The sequence below is a fragment of the Burkholderia sp. Ac-20392 genome, assembly GCF_017104585.1.
GTDB lineage: Bacteria > Pseudomonadota > Gammaproteobacteria > Burkholderiales > Burkholderiaceae > Burkholderia > Burkholderia lata.
On sequence record NZ_JAAGPB010000011.1, the window covers coordinates 15,184 to 31,183 of the forward strand.

Below are 16,000 nucleotides of genomic sequence, written 5' to 3' on the forward strand. Positions count from 1 at the left end.
GTATGAATGTTTCGATTACGCCGGACGTCACGGTCGGCAACAGCTTGCCGTTCGTGCTCTTCGGCGGCCTCAACGTGCTCGAGAGCGTCGAGTTCACGCTGTACGTCTGCAGCCGCTATGTGGAAGTCACGCGCCGCCTCGGCATTCCGCTGGTGTTCAAGGCTTCCTTCGACAAGGCGAACCGCTCGTCGATCCACTCGTATCGCGGCGTCGGGTTCGACGAGGGGCTCAGGATCTTCGAAGAGATCAAGTTGCGGTTTGGCGTACCCGTGATCACGGACGTGCACGAGGTGTGGCAGGCCGAACCGGCCTCGCACGTCGTGGACGTGCTGCAGGTGCCGGCGTTCCTCGCGCGCCAGACGGATCTCGTGGTCGCGATCGCGCGGACCGGCAACGCGGTCAACATCAAGAAGCCGCAGTTCATGAGCCCGACGCAGATCGAGCACGTCGTATCGAAGTGTCGTGAAGCCGGCAACGACAAGGTGATCCTGTGCGAGCGCGGGGCGTCCTTCGGCTACGACAATCTCGTCGTGGACATGCTGGGGTTCCGCCAGATGCGCGACGCGACGGGCGACTGCCCGGTGATCTTCGATGTCACGCACAGCCTCCAGATGCGCGATCCGCACGGCGCCGCATCGGGCGGCCGGCGGCGCCAGGTGCTCGATCTCTCGCGCGCCGGGATGGCGGTCGGGCTGGCCGGCCTGTTCCTCGAAGCGCATCCGGAGCCCGACCACGCGCGCTGCGACGGCCCGAGCGCGCTGCCGCTCGCGCAACTCGACGCGTTCCTGCAGCAGGTCAAGGCGGTGGACGATCTGGTCAAGCGGTTTCCGCCGCTCGATATCCGGTGAGCGGCGCGACGTATCGCGGGCCCGTGCGCCTGGTGCTGTTCGACGTCGACGGCGTGCTGACCGACGGCACGTTGCACGTGACGGCCGACGGCGAGGTCATGAAGCGCTTTCACGCGCATGACGGCGTGGCGGTGGCGCTGCTGCGCGCGCACGGCATCCGCAGCGGCATCCTGTCGGGCAAGCACAGCGGCGCGCTGGCGTGGCGGGCGGCGCAGCTTCGCGTCGACGTGCTGGTGACCGGGTGCGACGACAAGGCGGCCGGCTACGCGGACATCAAGGCGCGGGAGCGGATCGACGACCGCGAGATCGCGTATGTCGGCGACGACGTGAACGATCTGCCGGTCATCGAACGCGTCGGCGTGTCGTATGCGCCGGCCGACGCGCATCACCTCGTCCGGGCGCGCGTCGATCATGTCGCCGGCACGGCCGGCGGCCGCGGCGTGGCGCGCGAGGTGGCCGAACATGTGTTGGTCGGCGCGGGCTTGTCGCTCGACGATGCGTACCGGCCGTTGCTCGAACAATGGAGCGGTCATGACGTCATTCAATAACGGGCGCCCGCTTCATGTCGTGATTCCGGCCCGGTACGGTTCGACCCGCCTGCCGGGCAAGCCGCTCGTCGACCTGGACGGCGAGCCGATGATCGCCCGCGTGCATGCCCGTGTGAGCCGCGCGCTGCCCGGTGCGGACATCGTCGTCGCGATCGACGACGCCCGCATCGCGGAAGCGCTCGACGCGCGCGGCATCCGTTTCGCGATGACCGGCGCCCATCATGCGTCGGGCACCGACCGCGCGGCGGAACTCGCGCGTGCGTCCGGCTGGCCCGACACCGACGTGGTGCTCAACGTGCAGGGCGACGAGCCGCTCGTGCCTGAGACGCTGCTGAAGGCCTTCGCAGGTTTCTGCGTGGCGGCGCCGGACCTCGGCATCGCGACGGTGGCGTGCCCGATCGGCGATGCCGCGCTGCTCGACGAACCGGGCATCGTCAAGCTCGTCGTCGATCGCCGCGGCCGTGCGCTGTACTTCTCGCGCGCGGCGATCCCGTTCTGTCGCGACGGCCGGCCGGCGGGTGCGAACCTCGGCGGGCACCTGCGGCATATCGGTCTGTACGGTTATGCCAATGCAGCGTTGCAGGCACTGGCGCATACCGCGCCCTGCGAACTCGAGCAACTGGAGCAGCTCGAGCAGTTGCGCGCACTGTGGCTCGGCATGCCGATCGACGTGATGCGCTGGCCCGATGCGCCGCCGGCCGGCGTCGATACGCCCGACGACGTGGCTCGCGTCGTCTCCCTTCTCAAACGGCAAACCCAAGATGAGACAGAACCATATTGAATCCGCCCGGCAGGTCTTCGAGATCGAATCGCGGGCATTGGCCGGCGTCGCCGCGCGTCTCGACGCGAATTTCGACGCGGCGGTCGAGACCATCCTCGGGTCGCGCGGCCGCGTCGTCGTGTGCGGCATGGGCAAGTCCGGTATCGTCGGCCGGAAGATCGCCGCGACGCTGTCGAGTACGGGGACGCCCGGCTTCTTCATGCATCCGGGGGAGGCCTATCACGGCGATCTGGGCATGGTGACGCCGGACGATACGTTTCTCGCGATCTCGAATTCGGGAGAAACCGACGAGGTGATCAAGCTGATTCCGTTCCTGCGGAACAACGGCAACGACCTGATCGCGCTGACCGGCAATCCGTCGTCGACGCTCGCGAGCGCCGCGCGGGTCCATCTCGACATTGGCGTCGAACGCGAGGCGTGCCCGCTGCAGCTCGCGCCGACCGCGTCGACGACGGCGACGCTCGCGATGGGCGACGCACTGGCGGTCACGCTGATGCGGGCGCGCGGTTTCCAGCCCGAACACTTCGCACGCTTCCATCCCGGCGGCTCGCTCGGCCGCCGGCTGCTGTCCACCGTCGACGACGAAATGGCGTGCGGGGACCTGCCGTTCGTGACGGAGGACACGTCGACGCTCGACGTGCTGGACGCGATGACGCGCGGGCGGCTCGGGCTCGCCATCGTGAAGCGGGACACCGGCTGGGGCATCGTGACCGACGGCGATGTCCGCCGCGCGATCGAGCGGCACGGCGATGGCGTCCTGCGGCGCACGGCGGCCGACCTGATGTCGATCGAGCCGTCCACGGTGCCGCCCGGCACGCGGGTCGAGGATGCGTTGCTGCTGATGCAGCAGCAGCGGATCGGCGCGTTGCTGGTGTCCGACGGCACACGCATCGTCGGCGTATTCAAGAAGTAGGCGCGGGCGCTCGACGCGCGCCCGTGCACGGGCGGCGGCGTGCTACTGCAGGCTTTGCGTCAGCGCCCTGGATGCGGCGTCCTGGCGAAAGCGGGGGACGCGCAGGAACGTAATGAAATTCGAGTCGTGCTGGCTCGCCGCACCGCCTTCCGGGTCGTCGAACGCGACGCGGAGCACCGCGACGAGGTCGTCGCCGTCGAATTGCCAGTCGACGTACTGGAAGCCGTGCCGTTTTGCGTCGGCGTGTTGCAGCAGGACCCGCCGGGCGGTCCACTGCCTGAGATCGGCGGAGGACAACAGCACCAGCGTGTTGCGGACGCGCTCGAGGTTCGTCTGGCCGACGCTTTTCGGCACCGCGTTCGTGATCGTCCAGTACTGTTTCGACCGCGGGTCGAAGCGAATCGTGAATTTCTTTCCGGCGCCCGGCAGGTCGACGAAGTCGCGCGCCGGGTCGAACGACAGCGTCCGGCCGTCCCCGCCGGTCGCGACCAGCGCGGCCTTCTCCGGGCCGTTCGCGGTATTCACGCGAAGCATGACGGCGGGTGCAGCGCCTGGCCTGCCGACGACGTTGCCTTCTTCCCACGATTCGAACTTGCCGTCGAGCCAGCGCTTGTCCGACGGCAGATGAACGGACGCGCGCCAGTTGCGCGCATCGAGCAGATCGCGATCGGCGGGCGCGGACATCACCAGCGCGCGCAGGTCGCCGTCCTCGACGCTTTCGTACGCGCGCCAGACCCGCCCGCGGTCGACGAGCACCGGAACCGGCCCGGTGATATAGCGGCCCGGATACGGCAGCATCCCGGTGGCCGCATCGACCGGTGTGGTCCAGGTTGCGCCGCCGTCGTCGGATCGGCGAATCGACGGCGTGCCCATCGAGCGGTTGGTGCCCATCAGGTACAGCGCGCCGTTCAGCACGAACAGCGACGACCAGTATTGATCCGGCACGTCGCCGAGCCTGGACCACGTCGCGCCTTTGTCGTGCGACGTGAACACGGACACGTGGTTTTGCGACGCGGCGGCGCCGAACGTGTCGAAGGTCGCGACATAGTCGCCGTTCGGCAGCACGGCCAGCGACGGCGAGCCGAGATAAACGCGCGTGGCCGCCCGGCTGTGCGCGACGACCTGGCCCGGCGGCGCGGGCACGGGCTCGGCGTGCGATGCCGTCACCGTGCCGCACACGCACAGCACCGCGAGGATCGACCGCGTCGCCGCGACCAGGGACGGCGGATATCGGTATGAGGTCATGTCATGTGTACCAGCGGTGTGCCGCCGGACGCGCTCGGGCCCGGGCGTTCGACGATGCGCCTGCGTGGCGCGTCCTGGTCGGCCAGCACGACGAACAGCAGCAGGGTGAGCCAGAGCATGCCATAGAGGACGTGATACTTGAACAGCAGGATCGGCAGCAGATAGAGCAGGTATTTCCGTCTGCCCTTGCGACGAAACAGCACGAACAGCGTACCGAAGAACGCGGCGAAACCGCCGGCGCCCGCGGCGAACACGAGGTAGATGTAGAACGAGCTGTCCCGCACCTGGTAGCCGCGCAGGTGCGTTTTCCCGACGTTGTTCCGTTCGTCCCAGAACAGGCCGCCGCCGAACACGCCGGCGACCGCGTCGCGCTCGGTCAGTTCGGTCAGCACGAGCGTCCGGCTGCCGACCGCATCGTAGTCGACGGACTGGTTGACGCGCTGGTCGTACACGCTGTAGAGCCATGGCACGCAGGCGAGCGCGACGACGATGACGGCGATCCGGGTCCGCAGCCGCCCGCGCCCGGTGAGGACGTGCAGCCCGCACAGCGCCGCGCATACGGCCATCGATGCGACCGAGAAGCTGAGCAGCGCGGTGGCGAACCCAACGATCGGCGCGAGCGTCATGCGTCGCTGCGACAGCAGCAGGATCACCGCGCTCGGCACGACGGTCATCGCATAGAAGGACGGTTCGGAATACAGGCCCAACGCGCGGATCGAAATCAGGCTGTCGCTCAGTGCCTTGGTCGCGTAGAGCGCTTCGGAGTCGGATTCGCGGATATAGCTGTCGAAGTCGATGAAGTTGCCGGTCGCGAGGTAGTAGACGAGTTGAAACGTGAAGAACACGGCGTGGACGTAAATCAGCGTCCTGCACGCCACGTCGAGCGAGTGCCGCGTGAGTACGCCGCCGGCAAACATCCAGTAACTCAGTGCGATATACGTCTGGATCAGCAGGAACTTGATGTAGAAGTTCACGTAGAAATCGCCGAACGCGGACAGGATGAACGCGACACAGGTGCTGATCAGCCAGTACGCGCAAACCGGAAACAGGTGCCGCTGGCGCGTCATCAAGGTCGGCGCCCGGAGAAACGCGAGCGCGCAGAGCAGGAAGTACGCGACGAAGGTCGCCCGTACGCTGAACGCATTGAGGGAGAAGAACAATACGCTGGCTGAAAATAGCAAGGTCGACATGCGTGCGCCCGATCGGGGAATCCGGATGTGCCGCATGCCGGCCGTTCCGGCGCCGCGCGGCGAGTGGCCGTGCGACATGGGCGGGACGCCCGTCAGGCAGGGCGGGCTCGCCGGTTCGCACGAGGCATGCGCGCCCGCGGTGCGGGACGGCGGGCGCGCATTCAGGCGAACAAGCATAGATGGCTCGACGGCCGGGCGAGCCAGGTTGTCCGATCGCGGCGAGGTTCTGTCTCTTTCCGGCGGGATCGGCCACGCGGATCGGGCGCGCGCCCGCCGGTCGAGCGGACACTTCGCGTCGTCGCACGGCACGGCCACGCGGAGTTGCGACCGTCAGGGCGGCATGACGAAGCGCCCGCACAGAAATGGCGAGTACAGCTCGATCGCGGCCTGGATCGGCGCGTGACGGCCATAGGCGACGGCCGACACGGCAAGCAGCGACCCGGTGGCGAGCAGGCGATACCGGGCGTCGACGCGCGGTGCACCGTGCCGCCACACGAACGACAGCGCGACCATGGAGCCGACGATCCAGCCGGCGACGACTTCCGACGGCGTATGCGCATCGTCGAACACGCGGGCGACGCCGATCAGCGCACCGAGCGCCAGCCCGAGCGACAGCGACGTGCCCGGCCGGATCGGCGTGCAGCCGGCCAGCGCAAACGCACAGGTCATCGGCCATACCGCCGACGCCAGCATCGTGTGTCCGCTGATCACGCGGAAATCGAGCGCGCGAACCTGGATGCCGCAGCCGGCATACAGCAACTTGGTGGCGCCGACCAGCGCCATGCCCGCGGCCAGCATCAGCGTCCACGCCGCCGCGCCGTGCCGCCCGGCGTTCGAGCGCGTCAGCCAGACGATGCACGCGACGGCAAGCGGCAGGGTCAATGCCGCGTCGCCGAGATCGCTGACGGCCGCCCACATGACTGCGTTTCCGACGGACGCGCTCAGGCAGCCTGCAGCGCCGACAGGCGCATGGCCAGATAACTCTCGAAATCCGCGGCCACCTCCGGGTGACGCAACGCGAACTCGACCGTCGCCTTCAGATAGCCGAGCTTGCTGCCGCAATCGAAGCGCGTGCCGTCGTAGCGATGCGCGAGCACCTGCTCGTCGGTCAGCAGCGACTGGATCGCGTCCGTCAACTGCAGTTCGCCGCCGGCGCCCGGCCGCAATGCACGCAGATGTTCGAACACCTTCGGCTTCAGCACGTAGCGGCCGACCACGCCGAAATTCGACGGCGCCTTCGCAGGCTCCGGCTTCTCGACGATCCCGGACAGCTTGAAGAGGTTGTCCTCCCAGCGCTTGCCGTCGATGACGCCATAGGATTTCGATGCCTCGGGCGCGATTTCCTCCACGCCGATCACCGACGCGTGATAGTGATCGAATACGTCGATCATCTGGCGCAGCACGGGCGTGGGGCCGTCCAGCAAGTCGTCGGCGAGGATCACCGCGAACGGCTGGTCGCCGACGAGCTTTTCCGCGCACAGCACGGCATGGCCGAGCCCCAGCGCTTCGGCCTGGCGCACGTAGAAGCAGTCGACGTGGCTCGGTTTGATGCTGCGCACGAGCGACAGCAGTTTTTCCTTGCCGCGCGCTTCGAGTTCGGCCTCGATCTCATAGGATTTGTCGAAGTGGTCTTCGATCGCCCGCTTGCTGCGGCCGGTCACGAAGATCATTTCGGTGATGCCGGCGTCGATGGCTTCTTCGACCGCATATTGAATGAGCGGTTTGTCCACGACAGGCAGCATCTCTTTCGGGCTGGCCTTGGTCGCAGGCAGAAATCGCGTGCCGAGACCGGCAACCGGAAATACGGCTTTCGTCACTTTCAACATGATTTTCGGATTCCATCCGTTCAGGACTGTTACCAACAATGCCGATGGCAGGCGGCGACGCGCGAATACCGTCGTCGGTCGCCGGCGCTGCGCCGATCGCGCGAACGGGTCCGCGCGCCGTCGGAAAATCGTAGGGGCGTTCGGGTTTCCGGAGGTGACCGAATCTAGGCTGAATCCGCCAGCGGCGAATGTCGATTCGCGAAATGCGAATGCCGGTTTCCAGTGTGTCGGATGCCATCTAGGAATTGTCGGGATGACGCCGGCCGCATGACATAGATTCGGGCATCTACTATTGGACGGAACGGTCGCGGCGCCACATTTGGCGGCCACGGAACCGCCGTCGGCTCGGGAGCGGCCATGACCGGACAGGGCGATATCTTTGATGCAATCGCGGAATTCAACCGCGCCTATCTCGTGTTGGCGCAGCGCATGTTGCGAGCCGATTACGAGCAGGGCAAGCGGCAATTGGGTATCTCGGACGACATTGCCGCGTCCATCGTTACATTGACGCCGGATCAGATCGAGGCAATTGCGGCGAGCGGCGAGTTGTTCTGTGAATTTCGCATCGAGCACGCGCCGGGGCGCGCGTGATCCGCTTTCCGGGTTTCCCGAATGGACGTTCCGGCTTCGCGAGTCGCGACACCGCGTTGCGCATCGCCGGCGCCACGTCGGTCGCGCCCATTCGGTCTTTTATAACGCAATGAAAGTGTGGAGGAAGTGCATGTCCGGTTATCGCGAATTGAAGGCGCAAGCCGACGAGTTGATGAAGCGTGTCGAGGAAGCGCGGCTCGCCGAACTCGAGGTCGTCATACAGGAGGTTCGCAACCGTGTCGCCGAATACGGGCTGACCGCGAGTCAGATATTCGGCCGCCCGGGCGGCACCGGAAAGAGGGGCGCGCGAGGGACCGCGTCGGTGCCCAGGTATCGCGATCCGAAGACCGGCGCGACCTGGAACGGGCGCGGTCGTGAGCCCGGCTGGATCAAGGGTGGGCGCCGGGAACGCTTCCTGATCGAGCACAACGCCGGTTGAGCGCGTAACGGCGAAGCGGGCGGCGGCGCGTACGGCGAAGCGTCGATCTGGCGAACGGGGCATCTGCTGATTGTCGGCCGCGGGATGGCCCGTTGCCGGGGGCGATCGACGCCGTCGCCGCCACGCAGTTGCGCGAACCGAGCGAACTCAGCGAACTCAGCGAACTCAGCGAACAACTCGCGGATCGTCGCTGAACCGCGACGTCGGCGTTGCCGTAGCAACTACGGAACGTTATCGACCAGCAGCATTCTTCACCTGCCCGGGCATTGCTTCGCCCAGCTTTTCCAGCAGGAAATCGGCAAACACCGTGACGGCGGGCGCCAACGGCGGCCGGCTCGTATAGACGAGCTGCAGCCCGAGGTCGCTGCTCGACCGTCGATAGGAAGGCAGCACGCGCACCAGCTTGCCCTGCTCGATGCCCGGTTCGGCGAGCAACTGCGGCAGCAGCGCGACCCCGAGCCCGGCGATGCAGGCCTGCACCACCACGCGCATGTCGTTGACCGAGAAGCGGCTGTCGATCGAGATTTCCTGGGTGCCGCGCGGCCCTTGCAGGCGCCACATGCTGCGGCCCTGGCGGCCGGACACCGTCAGGCAGTCGTGGTCGGCCAGGTCGCGCGGCGTGCGCGGCGCCCCGCGCCGTTCCAGATACGCGGGGCTGGCGGCGAGGATCATCGTGCCCGGTGCGATCCGGCGCACGCGGAAGCTGCCGCCGGTCTCGATCCCCATGCGCAAGGCGAGATCAATGCGCTCGCCGATCAGGTCGGACGGCGTGTCGTCGAGCAGGAAGTCGATGCTGATCTGCGGATAGCGCGCATAGAACTCCGCCAGCCATTCCAGCCGGAAAATTTCGAACAGGCCGGCCATCGCGGTCACGCGCACCGTGCCGGACGGTTCCTGCCCGTCCGCATGCAGTCGTTCGATCTCGAAGATCCGGTCGAGCGCCGGCGCATAGCGCTCGAACAGCGCCTGCCCCTCGGTGCTCGGCGCGAGCTTGCGGGTCGAGCGATGCAGCAGGCGCGTGCCGAGCTGCCCCTCGAGCTGGTCGATGCGCCGGCTCAGCGTATTGGCCGGCATGCGCAGGCGGCGCGCGGCCTCCGAGAAGCTGCCGGCGCGGACGACCTGGACGAACAGCGCGAGGTCATTCAGATCGAGCATCGGATTCCTCCAAAAATGGATTAATCAAATCCTATTTATCCGTCTAGTGTAAAGCAGCTTCCATCGCCATACTCCTCTCACGCTACAGACGAACCTTTACGTTCCAGGGAGAAAGAGTTGAAGAAGCATTGGATGATTGCAGCGGGCGCACTGGCCGCTTCGCTGTCGCTGTCGGCCTTTGCCGAAAGCGCGACCTACCAGTTCGACCCGAGCCACACGTACCCGAGCTTCGAGGCCGACCATATGGGCGGCGTGTCGGTCTGGCGCGGCAAGTTCGACAAGTCGAGCGGCACCGTGACGCTCGACCGCGCAGCGAAGACGGGCACCGTCGACGTGACGACCGACATCGCGTCGATCCACACCGGCAGCACGAAGCTCGACGAGCATCTGCAGACGGCCGAGTTCTTCGACGTCGCCAGGTTCCCGCAGGCGAACTACAAGGGCGCGATCAAGTTCGACGGCGACAAGCCGGTGTCGGTGGTCGGCAACCTGACGCTGCACGGCGTCACGAAGCCGGTCACGCTGAAGATCGATTCGTTCAAGTGCATGCCGCACCCGATGCTCAAGCGTGAAGTGTGCGGTGTCGACGCCGTCGGCGAATTCGACCGCAGCGATTTCGGCCTCGACTACGGCAAGCAGTACGGCTTCAGGATGAAGACGAAGCTGCTGATCACGGCCGAAGCGCTCAAGCAGTAATTCCGTTCGGAGAACACACGTATGAACCTGCTCCATATCGATTCCAGCATCCTCGGCCAGGGCTCCGTCAGCCGCGAACTGTCGGCGGAAGTCGTCGCGACGTTCCGTGCCCGCGATCCGGGCCTTACGGTCACGCGCCTCGATCTCGCCGCCACGCCGATCGGCCATCTGACGGCGGACCATCTGGCCGCCGCGCAAGGCGCCCCGATTTCCGACGCGCTGAAGGCGGACGTCGAGATCGGCCAGCGCGCGCTCGACGCATTTCTCGCGGCGGACATCGTCGTGATCGGCGCACCGATGTACAACTTCGGCATCGCCTCGCAACTGAAGGCGTGGATCGACCGCATCTCGGTGGCCGGCACGACGTTCCGTTACGGCGAGAACGGGCCGGTCGGGTTGTGCGGCGGCAAGAAGCTGGTCGTCGCATCGTCGCGCGGCGGCGTGTACAGCGAAGGGTCGCCTGCTGCGGCGTTCGATCATCAGGAAACCTATCTGAAAACCGCGTTCGGGTTCCTGGGCATCACGGACATCACGTTCATCCGTGCGGAAGGCGTGGCGATGGGGCCCGACCTGCGCAGCGGCGCCATCGCCTCGGCGAAGGAAGCGGCGGCCGCGCTCGCGGCCTGACGCCACGCGACCGAGCCGACCACCGGAGAATCACCATGTCACATGCCACGCAGCCCGCCGACGTTGCCGTCGCCGGCCGTCACGTCATCTTCCGCACACGCGGCCGCGCACACGGGCCGATCGTGCGGATGGTGAGCCCGTCCGACGTCGGCGAGATGATCAAGCCGTTCGTCTTTCTCGATCTGGTCGATACGCAGGCGTCGCTCGGGTCGGGCTTCGGCTGGCATCCGCATTCGGGGATCGCCACGCTCACGCTCGTGATCGACGGTCGAGGCAGCTATGCCGAATCCACTGGCCACCAAGGCACGACCGTCGCGGGCGACATCGAATGGATGAGCGCCGGGCGCGGAGTCTGGCATACCGGCACCGTCGTGCCGCCGGTCAAGGTGTTCCAGCTGTGGGTCGCGTTGCCGCCGGAACGCGAGCTGGCGCCGGCCTTCAGTCAGCACCTGTCGATCGCCGACATCCCGTCGGACGGCCCGGCGCGCGTGCTGCTCGGCCGCAGCGGCGACGCGGTCAGCCCGATCGATGCGCCGCCGGGCATGCACTACGTCGTCGTGCAGCTCAAGGCCGGCGAGCGCTGGACCTGCCGGCCGCAGCCGGGCTGCACCGTCGGCTGGACCGCGGTGATGGACGGCAGCTTGCGCGTTCCGGATCCGGTCGGGCAGGGCGAACTGGTGGTGTTCGATGCGTCCGACGCCCCGATCGAATTCGAGGCGGCGACCGATGTGCGCTTCGTGGTCGGCACGGCCGTCCCGCATCCGCACGACCTGCATCTGGGCAACTACTCGGTGCACACGAGTGCAGCCGCGCTGGTGGAGGGCGAGCGCGAAATCGTGCGCATCGGCCACGAACTGCGCGCGAAGGGCGCGTTGCGCTGATTCGCCCGCGCGGCATCCGGTCCGTATGGAACCGGGTGCGCGACGGATTCAGGCCGGCCCGGCGGTGTCCGTTTCGGCGTCGAACGACGTAGCGGCGCCGCGCGCCTCTTTCAGCGAGCCGGCCAGCTTCCCGATCGCGTCCAGGTCCAGTGCATCGAGGTGTTCGCGCACGTCCTGCACGAAGGCCGCGTAATCCGGCTCGTCCGCATACTGGCCGAGCCATTCCTCGATATCGGTCAACTGCCCGTTGTCGGCCAGCAGGATCAGTTGGTCGAGCGCCGCGTCGGGCGGGCACGGCATCGCGGGCGCGGGGAGCGCCGGTTCGCCATCGCTGTCCGGATCAAACCGCCGGACGAGTTCCGATACCGGCACGAGCGCGTGCCCGACGGCCGGCGCGACGATCGCGAACGAGAAGGCCGTGCCGACGCCCGGCTGACTGGCCACGGCCAGCTCGCCACCCATCGCGCCGACGATGCGCTGCGCGATGAACAGGCCGAGCCCGGTGCCGCCGTTCACGGCCTGCACCTGCTGGTACGCACGGAAGATGTCGCGGTTTCCGCTGATGTCGATCCCGATGCCCGTATCGGCCACTTCGAACCGCACGCGCCACGTGTCGCCTTCGCGCGCGGCATGAATCGACAGCGTGACCGTGCCGTCGCGCGTGAACTTCGACGCATTGGACAGCAGGTTGAGCAGCACCTGCTGCAGCCGCATGCCGTCGATCGACACCGTGCGCGGCAGCGGCGTGGCCGGCCGGTAGACGAACCGGTTGTCCTGCTGCGCGCACAGCGCGACCGCGTAGTGGCCGATGTCGTCGAGCAGGCCGGGCAGGTCGGTTGCATCCGGCGACACGCCGAGCGGCTGCAGCTCGGCCTTCGTGAACGCGAGCAGCTCGTCGATCAGCGTGAGCTGGTAGCGGATGCTGCGGTCGATCGACCGGATCAGCCGCGCCTGACCGTGCGTCGCGCCTTGCAGCAGCAGCTTCGCGTAACCGTTGATCGTGGACAGCGGCGCGCGCAGGTCGTGACTGACGTAGCCGAGCGTCTCGATCTTCTGCTGCATGTGGGTCGTCACCTGTTGCAGCGCGTCGTTGAGCGCGAGCGTGCGTCGTGCGACTTCGTCGCGCAGGCGATCCTGTTCGGTGAGCTGCCAGTGCTCGAGCCGCTTCCTCGCCTCGGTGCGCTGGCGGCCGACGTGGTGGATCCATGCGGCCAGCACCAGCAGGTGCGTGGCGAGACCGATGACCGCGATGACGGGGTTCGGGAAGATGTCGGATTTCAGCCAGTTGAGCGCGGGCGGCAGCGTGTTCATGCCGTCGAGCACGCGGATCAGCATGTTGAAGGTGGCGATCGCGATGGCAATCAGCATCACGCGGCCGGTCGGCGTCCGGCGGATCGCGAGCATCAGCGCGAGGCTGATGTTGACGATCCCGACCAGCGCGTTCAGCCGCAGACAGAACCACGTGAACGTCAGCAGGTCGCCGCACGCGGCGCCGACCAGGCCGACGGCTTCGAGCGCGAGGAACGCCATGTAGATCGCGCGCATCGGCAGCTTCGTCTGCTCGCGCCGGGCGACCATCAGGATGAACACGATGAAGCAGGAGACCGCCAGGTACGCGAAGATCACTTCGCCGCGCGCCGACCATTCACGCAGCGCAGGCGGCAAGGCCATCGCCAGATAGCCGCGGTAAGCCGCTTCGAACAGCGTCGTGCCCAGCGCCAGCGCGGCCAGCACGTGGAACACGCCGCTGCGCGAAAAGAACCCGACCAGCAGCGCGCACCACATGAGCGCGAGCAGCCCGCCGAAGAAGCCGAAGTCCCACATCGTCGCGCGCCGTTCGAGCGCATCCCACGCCGCATGCGTGAACGCGGCCGGCGCGAGCCGCATTTCCTTGCGCGACGTGACGCGGATCAGCACGGGGAGGCTTTCGCCGGCGCGCAGCGTGACGTCGAGCGTCGGGTAGCGCGACGGCGGCCCGGCGACATCACCGCCGGCGCTGGTGGCCGGGAAGCGGCTGTCGAGTGTCCACCGGCCGTTCTGGCCGATATAGAAATCCACCTGGTCGACGCGCGCGTCGCGAATCGCGAGCACCAGCGGGCGCGCGGCGCTGTCGCGGTTGGTCAGCGTGGCGCGGATCCACCACGCCGATCGCGAGAACTCGACGTTGAACGACGACGTGCCGGCCACCGGCGTGCCATGAACCGGATCGGCGAGCCGTGCGGCGACCTGATCGGCGGACATCGTCGTGCTCGCGTCCTCGAATACCGACACGGCGTCCAGTTGCGCGGGATTCGGCGTCGACGCGGCGCGCGCCGTCGCGCAGGTGACGGCCATCGCGAGCAGAAGCAGCAGCATCGCGCGACATCCGGCTGCCCATGCCGCGTGGCGCCTAAACATCGTGGTGGTGCTCCCCGGGTGTGGCGGGCGGGGCATTGACCGCATGGCGCTGGCGCCGCCAGTCGGACGGCGTGATGCCGAAGCGTTCACGGAAGGCGGTCGCGAAGTTGCCGGGCGTGGAAAAGCCGATTTCCTCGGCGATGTCGCCGATCCCCATCGACGTCTCCGCGAGGAAGTGCATCGCGGCGCGCAGGCGCGTGTCGCGCAGATATTCGAACACGGTCTGGCCGAGATGGTCGCGGAACACGCGGGACAGGCGCTTTTCGTGCGTGCCGACCTGTCGGGCGAGCTCCTCGAGCGCCGGCGGATGGCGCAGGTCGCGCAGCAGGACCTCGGACGCCGCGCGCACGAGGGCCGCATCGGGGTTGTCGGGCAACTCGGGCAGATGCGCGAACGGCTGGCTGCGCCGCGCCCGTTTCAGGTGATTGCGGATCCGGGCCAGCACTTCGGTCGGCTCGAACGGCTTGATGATGTAGTCGATCGCGCCGGTTTCGAGCCCGGCGATCCGATCCTCGAGATCGCCCGCGGCCGTCAGGATGATGACCGGAATCGATTGCGTCGAAGGCGTCGACGCCAGCAGGCGGCACGCTGCGAAGCCGTCCATGCGCGGCATGCGGACATCCATCAGGATCAGGTCGGGCGCGATCGCCTGGGCGCGGTGATACGCCTGCAGCCCGTCGAACGCGACGCTGATCCGGCACCGTGCGGCGCGCAGGATTTCGGTCAGGAGCCGCAGGTCGTTCGGGCGATCGTCGACGACAAGAATATGTGCGTCAGCAAGATCAGGCGTGGGACGAGGCGACGCCGAACTGGACGAGCGGGATGACATGGTTGCGGATGCGGTGGAAGGGTGGCCGGTCAGGATGAGGCATCGCTGTCTGCGCGATTGTTGCGAAAAATTATATGCCGACAACAGCTCATATTGTGAGGATTCCGCGCGCCCCGTGGGGGCTTGTGCGACAGGGCGTTGCGTGTCGGTCGCCTCGGCGTTCCGTCAAATGAAATGGGGGCGGAAAAACGTGCCGAATTGATTTTTAATGATCGGTCTTTATTTCCGGATTAATTTGTAGCAAATTGAATTGCCGCAGGTGAGGAATCAATTTCTCGGGCGTCTGCAAGTTGATGCGTTCCATGTAAAGAATATGAAGTAGATGTGGTTTGATTGATTAATTTTTTTACAATGAATGATTGGAATCGTGTTAGTCAGGAAATCGCAATTTGCTCCGGAATGTATTAATGCAAATGCCGTCCGCTCCGGAAAAGTATTTTTCCGCTCTGGAAAAGGTTCGTTCCGGCGGATGCCCGCACACTAGCCCCGGCGCGGCTGGAATCGGTTCTTTGAAACGGTCTGGATCGCGTGGGTCGCAGGCCGAGGTTCAATTCCGATGCATGCGATACCAATGAGACATTGATTGATGCGCGATCCCATGATATGGGATCGCATCGACAAACGAATGGCGGGCACGAGGATAAAGCAGATTTCATCATTCACCCAATACGTTGCTATATAAGAGAAGTTGGTGAGTGGTGGAGTGTGGTTGGGTATGGGGCGCCGGTCGAGACGAAATCGTCAAGGAAATTCGCTCGATTAATTCGGTGCAGGGGTCGTCCGGCAAGTCATCGATGCTGTTCCGGGAATCCGGAAAATGCGTTTGAATGCCGGACGGAAAGGGTGAGTGGCTGCGCATGGGCCGTCCGAGGGTTCGATCCATCGGGGGACGGTCGCGCGCGGCGCGCTTTCGAATCAGGCGGGCACGAAAACGATGAATACAGCAGGCATGACAGGCCAACGCACCGGTTCGCACGATCCGGCGGCGCGTGCTTCAGTCCCGGGGATCGCATGGCGTCATCCTCCTCCTGAAT

Annotated in this window: 16 protein-coding genes; 9 read left to right on the forward strand and 7 right to left on the reverse strand. The window is 66.4% G+C overall.

Features of this window, described 5'->3' with window-relative positions; genetic code table 11:
- Positions 1 to 2 precede the first annotated feature (2 nt).
- The 4 genes from kdsA to G3N99_RS02810 are packed head-to-tail and all read left to right on the forward strand — an operon-like array spanning position 3 to position 3,090.
- Positions 3 to 848, forward strand: coding sequence for a 3-deoxy-8-phosphooctulonate synthase (gene kdsA / locus G3N99_RS02795; RefSeq protein WP_206121586.1), 846 nt, complete (start codon positions 3 to 5; stop codon positions 846 to 848).
- Positions 845 to 1,396, forward strand: coding sequence for an HAD family hydrolase (locus G3N99_RS02800; RefSeq protein WP_206121587.1), 552 nt, complete (start codon positions 845 to 847; stop codon positions 1,394 to 1,396). Before kdsA ends, G3N99_RS02800 begins: the two co-directional genes overlap by 4 nt.
- Entirely contained in the window at positions 1,380 to 2,177 is a 798-nt protein-coding gene (gene kdsB, locus G3N99_RS02805) for a 3-deoxy-manno-octulosonate cytidylyltransferase (RefSeq protein WP_206121588.1), read from the forward strand. Before G3N99_RS02800 ends, kdsB begins: the two co-directional genes overlap by 17 nt.
- Positions 2,158 to 3,090 carry a KpsF/GutQ family sugar-phosphate isomerase gene (locus tag G3N99_RS02810; protein WP_174938572.1) on the forward strand — a complete coding sequence of 311 codons (933 nt, stop codon included), beginning with the start codon at positions 2,158 to 2,160 and terminating at the stop codon, positions 3,088 to 3,090. The genes kdsB and G3N99_RS02810 overlap by 20 nt, the downstream gene beginning before the upstream one ends.
- A 42-nt stretch (positions 3,091 to 3,132) precedes the next feature.
- Here the strand turns inward: G3N99_RS02810 and G3N99_RS02815 are convergent, their stop codons facing one another.
- From G3N99_RS02815 to galU, 4 genes are all read right to left on the reverse strand, one after another.
- Entirely contained in the window at positions 3,133 to 4,335 is a 1,203-nt protein-coding gene (locus G3N99_RS02815) for a sialidase family protein (protein WP_206121589.1), read from the reverse strand.
- Complete coding sequence (locus tag G3N99_RS02820) at positions 4,332 to 5,525, reverse strand: hypothetical protein (RefSeq protein WP_206121590.1); 1,194 nt, start codon at positions 5,523 to 5,525, stop codon at positions 4,332 to 4,334. Before G3N99_RS02820 ends, G3N99_RS02815 begins: the two co-directional genes overlap by 4 nt.
- Positions 5,526 to 5,855: 330 nt before the next feature.
- Complete coding sequence (locus tag G3N99_RS02825) at positions 5,856 to 6,443, reverse strand: phosphatase PAP2 family protein (protein WP_206121591.1); 588 nt, start codon at positions 6,441 to 6,443, stop codon at positions 5,856 to 5,858.
- 23 nt (positions 6,444 to 6,466) lie between these two features.
- Positions 6,467 to 7,351, reverse strand: a complete 885-nt coding sequence (gene galU, locus G3N99_RS02830; protein WP_174933802.1) for a UTP--glucose-1-phosphate uridylyltransferase GalU — start codon at positions 7,349 to 7,351, stop codon at positions 6,467 to 6,469.
- A gap of 429 nt (positions 7,352 to 7,780) precedes the next feature.
- Between galU and G3N99_RS02835 the strand changes: the two genes are divergently transcribed.
- Both G3N99_RS02835 and G3N99_RS02840 read left to right on the forward strand, forming a co-directional pair.
- Positions 7,781 to 7,942, forward strand: a complete 162-nt coding sequence (locus G3N99_RS02835) for a flagellar transcriptional regulator FlhD (protein ID WP_241011439.1) — start codon at positions 7,781 to 7,783, stop codon at positions 7,940 to 7,942.
- A gap of 130 nt (positions 7,943 to 8,072) precedes the next feature.
- Positions 8,073 to 8,381: an H-NS histone family protein gene (locus G3N99_RS02840; protein ID WP_174938580.1), complete on the forward strand. Its 309-nt coding sequence runs from the start codon at positions 8,073 to 8,075 to the stop codon at positions 8,379 to 8,381.
- A 231-nt stretch (positions 8,382 to 8,612) separates the two neighbouring features.
- Here the strand turns inward: G3N99_RS02840 and G3N99_RS02845 are convergent, their stop codons facing one another.
- Positions 8,613 to 9,536 (reverse strand): LysR family transcriptional regulator, encoded by a 924-nt coding sequence (locus G3N99_RS02845; RefSeq protein WP_206121592.1) that lies wholly within the window; start codon positions 9,534 to 9,536, stop codon positions 8,613 to 8,615.
- A gap of 117 nt (positions 9,537 to 9,653) precedes the next feature.
- Here G3N99_RS02845 and G3N99_RS02850 point away from each other — a divergent pair, with 117 nt between their 5' ends.
- Genes G3N99_RS02850 through G3N99_RS02860 form a run of 3 tightly spaced genes read left to right on the forward strand, consistent with a single transcriptional unit; the run spans position 9,654 to position 11,740 of the window.
- Positions 9,654 to 10,232: a YceI family protein gene (locus G3N99_RS02850; protein ID WP_206121593.1), complete on the forward strand. Its 579-nt coding sequence runs from the start codon at positions 9,654 to 9,656 to the stop codon at positions 10,230 to 10,232.
- A gap of 21 nt (positions 10,233 to 10,253) precedes the next feature.
- Positions 10,254 to 10,859: an FMN-dependent NADH-azoreductase gene (locus tag G3N99_RS02855; RefSeq protein ID WP_206121594.1), complete on the forward strand. Its 606-nt coding sequence runs from the start codon at positions 10,254 to 10,256 to the stop codon at positions 10,857 to 10,859.
- Between the two features lie 35 nt (positions 10,860 to 10,894).
- Complete coding sequence (locus G3N99_RS02860; RefSeq protein ID WP_174938587.1) at positions 10,895 to 11,740, forward strand: pirin family protein; 846 nt, start codon at positions 10,895 to 10,897, stop codon at positions 11,738 to 11,740.
- Positions 11,741 to 11,788: 48 nt separating this feature from the next.
- Here G3N99_RS02860 and G3N99_RS02865 read toward each other — a convergent pair whose 3' ends face one another.
- Positions 11,789 to 14,137 (reverse strand): sensor histidine kinase, encoded by a 2,349-nt coding sequence (locus G3N99_RS02865; RefSeq protein WP_206121595.1) that lies wholly within the window; start codon positions 14,135 to 14,137, stop codon positions 11,789 to 11,791.
- Positions 14,130 to 14,966, reverse strand: coding sequence for a response regulator (locus G3N99_RS02870; protein WP_011350064.1), 837 nt, complete (start codon positions 14,964 to 14,966; stop codon positions 14,130 to 14,132). Before G3N99_RS02870 ends, G3N99_RS02865 begins: the two co-directional genes overlap by 8 nt.
- Between the last annotated feature and the right edge of the window lie 1,034 nt (positions 14,967 to 16,000).